The sequence below is a fragment of the Pseudomonas sp. genome (assembly GCF_049590575.1).
In the GTDB taxonomy this organism is placed as follows: Bacteria; Pseudomonadota; Gammaproteobacteria; order Pseudomonadales; family Pseudomonadaceae; genus Aquipseudomonas.
This window is the reverse complement of sequence record NZ_JBAWDE010000148.1, coordinates 1-4,138: the sequence shown is the minus strand read 5'-3', so window position 1 is coordinate 4,138 and position 4,138 is coordinate 1. Positions and strand designations below refer to the sequence as shown.

The window sequence follows — 4,138 nt, the reverse complement described above, 5'->3', positions numbered from 1 at the left end:
AAGAAATTACGCCCGGTGGGCAGCACATCGAGACGCCCACGGCTCGGCGCGCCGCTCGGGCCTGCGGGCACAAAACGGCCGCTCAAGGCGTCCAGCAAGCCGCGCATTTCGGCCGCGCCGCAAGCATCCAGGCGCGGGGCAACCACGATGCGCAGGCTTTCGATGACGGCTTTCACGTCTTCCCAGCCGGGTTCTTCCAACTGTTCCAGCGGCCCTTCCAGCGCCTGCTCGATCAAGCGCGCCGCGTACAACTCGAGGCGCTCACGGGTGTCACCGGCGCTGCGCCACAACTGTGCATCGATCTTCTGCAACACCTCGGGACGGCGTCCGGTCCAGGGGTCGGCCAGGCCGCAATCGAGCGGGTCGAAACCCAGCTCGAAAGCCTTGGCCAGCACCCGCAACAGACTCGACTGCGGGCCACGGCCATCGCCACGCGGGATGCGCAGCAGGGCCAGCAGCGTGTCAATGCGCAAACGGCCCTCAGGCGACTGGCCAAAGATATGCAGGCCGTCGCGGATCTGCGACTCCTTCAAGTCACACAAGTAGGTGTCCAGGCGCGGCAACCAGACCGCCGCATCCACATCGCTCGCCAACTCGAGTTCTTGATCGATGTGGGTTTCGCGCACCAGCGTAAGAATGTCTTTTTGCAGCTCAAGGGCGCGGCGCGGATCGAGTAGTTGTGCCTCGTAATACTCGTCCGCCAACAGCTCGAGGTTGCGCAACGGCCCGTAGGTTTCGGCGCGGGTCAGCGGCGGCATCAGGTGGTCGATGATCACCGCCTGGGTGCGGCGCTTGGCCTGGGCACCCTCGCCCGGGTCGTTGACGATAAACGGGTAGATATTCGGCAGCGGCCCCAGCAACGCATCCGGCCAGCAGTTCTCCGACAGGCCCACGCCCTTGCCGGGCAGCCATTCCAGGTTGCCGTGCTTGCCCACGTGGATCACGCCGTGGGCGCCGTAGGTGTGGCGCAGCCAGAAGTAAAACGCCAGGTAGCCGTGGGGCGGCACCAGGTCCGGGTCGTGGTAGACCGCGCTGTGGTCCACCTGGTAACCGCGCGCCGGCTGGATACCGACAAAGGTCAGGCCCAGGCGCAGGCCGGCGATCATCATGCGGCCGTCGCGGCACATCGGGTCGTTGTGCGGCGCGCCCCAGCGTTCCAGCACCGCCTGTTGGTTGGCTGCGGGCAGGCGCTGGAACATCGCCTGGTAATCCTCCAGCCCCAAGCTTTGATGGCACGGGCGCAGGTCGAGGCTGTCGAGGTCGTTGGTCACGCCGCCGAGCAACTCATGGATCAGCGCAGTGCCGCTGTCCGGCAACTCCTCAGGCACCGGATAACCTTCGGTTTGCAGGGCGCGCAGGATATTTAACGCCGCCGCCGGCGTGTCCAGCCCTACCCCGTTGCCGATACGGCCGTCGCGGGTCGGGTAATTGGCGAGGATTAGCGCGATGCGTTTATCCGCGTTCGGTACCCGCGCCAGTTCGACCCAGCGCCGCGCCAGTTCGGCGACAAAATCCATACGCTCAGGCGCGGCGCGGTAGCACACCACGTCCGACTGGCTGCGCTCGCTGCGCCAGGCCAGGTCCTTGAAGCTGATCGGCCGACTGATAATGCGCCCGTCCAGTTCCGGCAAGGCAATGTGCATCGCCAGGTCGCGCGGGCCAAGGCCTTGCTCGCTGGCCTCCCAGCCGGGCTGGTTATCCTGGGCGCAAATCGCCTGGATCACCGGGATATTGCGGCGAAACGGGCGTAAATGCGGGGCCTCGGGGCTGGACTGGGCAAAGCCGGTGGTGTTCAGGATCACCGCCGCCTGCACGTCGTCCAGCAGGTCCTCGACCACCGCGAGGCAGCCGGGCTCTTTCAGACTGGCCACCGCCATCGGCAGCGGGTTGAGGCCCGCTGCCTGCAAGCGCTGGCAGAACACGTCGATAAAGCCAGTGTTGGCCGCCTGCAAATGCGAGCGGTAGAACAGCACCGCCGCCACCGGCCAGTCGGCGTTCCAGTCCGCCTGCCAGTCATTCAAGCGTGCATTGGTTTTATGCGGGTGATAAATCGCGGTGCGCGGCAGGGTTTGCGGCTCGCTCCAGGCGTAGTCGCGGCCCAGGTACTCGGTGGCCAGGCAGCGATAGAAATCCAGTGCGTTGCCCAGGCCGCCCTGGCGCAGGAAGTGCCACAGACGGTCGCGGGTTTCGGCGTTTACCGTGCTCAAGCCGCTGAGTTCCGGGTCGGGGCGGTCATCGCCCGGCACCAGGATCAGCTGCACGCCACGCTCGGCCAATTCCACCAGCCGCTCAATGCCGTAACGCCAATAACCGATGCCGCCATGCAGGGAAATCAGGATGACCTTGGCGTGGCGCAGCACCTCATCGACGTACAGGTCGACCGAGGCATGGTTCTGCACCTGCATCGGGTTGGCCAGGCGAAAACTGGGGTAATCCCCGGGCAGCTGCTGGGCCGCTTCGGCCAGCAGCGCCAGGCTGGAATCGCCGCTGCACAGGACCACCAGTTCAGCGGGGGTCTGGCCTAGGTCGGCAATGTTGTCGTCCGAAACGAAACCACCGGGCTGGGTCCTGAGCAGGTGCATGGGTTAAACGCTGAGCGCAGCGCGCAGTTGCGCTTCGAGGCCTGCCGCGTCCAGCTCCTGGCCGATCAGCACCAGGCGGGTGATGCGTGCTTCATCGGCGCCCCAGGCACGGTCGAAGTGCTTGTCGAAACGCGTGCCCACGCCCTGGATCAGCAGGCGCATCGGCTTGTTCGGGATCGCCGCGAACCCCTTGACGCGCAGGATGCCGTGCTGCACCACCAGTTGGGTCAGGGCGTCGAGCAGCAACGCTTCGTCGGCCTGCGGCAGGTCGATGGAGATCGAATCGAACGCGTCGTGATCGTGGTCGTCCTCACCGTCATGGTGATGATCGTGATGGCTGTGGCGGCCGTCGATGTGCTCTTCGGAGCCGGCGCCCAGGCCGATCAGCACGTCCAGCGGCAGGCGGCCGCTGCTGGCTTCGATAACCTTCACCGCCGGCGGCAGCTCTTCGGCAACTTCCAGGCGCACGCGGGCCAGGTCTTCGGGGCTGATCAGGTCGGCTTTATTCAGGATCACCAGGTCGGCGCTGGCCAGCTGGTCGGCAAACAGTTCGTGCAGCGGCGATTCGTGGTCCAGGTTCGGGTCGAGTTTGCGCTGCGCGTCGACCTGGTCCGGGAAGGCGGCGAAGGTGCCGGCGGCCACGGCCGGGCTGTCGACCACGGTGATCACCGCGTCCACCGTGCAGGCGCTGCGGATTTCCGGCCACTGGAAGGCTTGCACCAAGGGTTTTGGCAGGGCCAGGCCCGAGGTCTCGATGAGGATATGGTCAAGGTCACCACGGCGCGCGACCAGTTCGCGCATCACCGGGAAGAACTCTTCCTGCACGGTGCAGCACAGGCAGCCGTTGGCCAATTCGTAGACGCGGCCGTTGGCTTCTTCCTCGGTGCAACCGATGGAGCACTGCTTGAGGATTTCACCGTCGATGCCCAACTCGCCGAATTCGTTGACGATCACCGCGATGCGACGGCCCTGGGCGTTGTCGAGCATATGGCGCAGCAAGGTGGTTTTGCCCGAGCCGAGAAAGCCGGTAACGATGGTGACGGGGAGTTTGGCCAGTGTTTTCATCGGATGCCCTTTGGGGCGGGCATACGGGACGATAGGCCCTGCGGCGGCGCGCAGAAGCGGATTTCGTCACCGGATCACCCCGCCCGGTTGAAGTAGAAAATCGGTTGCGAGGCAGGTCTCCTGGCTTGGGGCTTACGGGTCTTGCGACCGGCGCTGGCTGCGCCTTCCCGCCGTATCGGCAGTGGCGTGGCAGTCAGCTGAACCCTTCACAGTTGCGGGGGCAGCCGCGGCTTGAACCGCGTTCCCTTCTTAGCTTCGGCCTGGGCCGAAGAACCTCGAAGGTGCAAGGCTACGCAGTGCTTGGGGGATGGTCAATGATGGGTTGGGTGCTGAGTACATATCCGTTGCTGCGGTTATGGCTGCCTATGGTTTCGCCCTTACGGCGAGTCACTTTGGAAAAGAGCCCCAAAGTAACCAAAGGGCTCTTGCCCCACCACTCGGCACCTCGCTCACGCTCGGTGTGCCCGAAAACAGGCATTACTCCGCGGGCC

Annotated in this window: 2 protein-coding genes and 1 riboswitch; both genes read right to left on the bottom strand. The window is 65.2% G+C overall.

Annotation, left to right across the window (positions count from 1 at the left end; all coding sequences use genetic code 11):
• The coding region (cobN, locus tag WBR57_RS11315) for a cobaltochelatase subunit CobN (protein ID WP_424083905.1) at positions 1-2,582 on the bottom strand (2,582 nt) is incomplete at its 3' end.
• A 3-nt stretch (positions 2,583-2,585) separates the two neighbouring features.
• Entirely contained in the window at positions 2,586-3,647 is a 1,062-nt protein-coding gene (gene cobW, locus WBR57_RS11310; protein ID WP_424083904.1) for a cobalamin biosynthesis protein CobW, read from the bottom strand.
• A 93-nt stretch (positions 3,648-3,740) separates the two neighbouring features.
• A riboswitch (cobalamin riboswitch) is annotated at positions 3,741-3,940 on the bottom strand.
• Positions 3,941-4,138 lie beyond the last annotated feature (198 nt).

Coding starts and splice junctions, on each gene's coding strand:
- cobW (WP_424083904.1), bottom strand. CDS start 3,647: ATGAAAACACTGGCCAAACTCCCCGTCACCATCGTTACCGGCTTTCTC.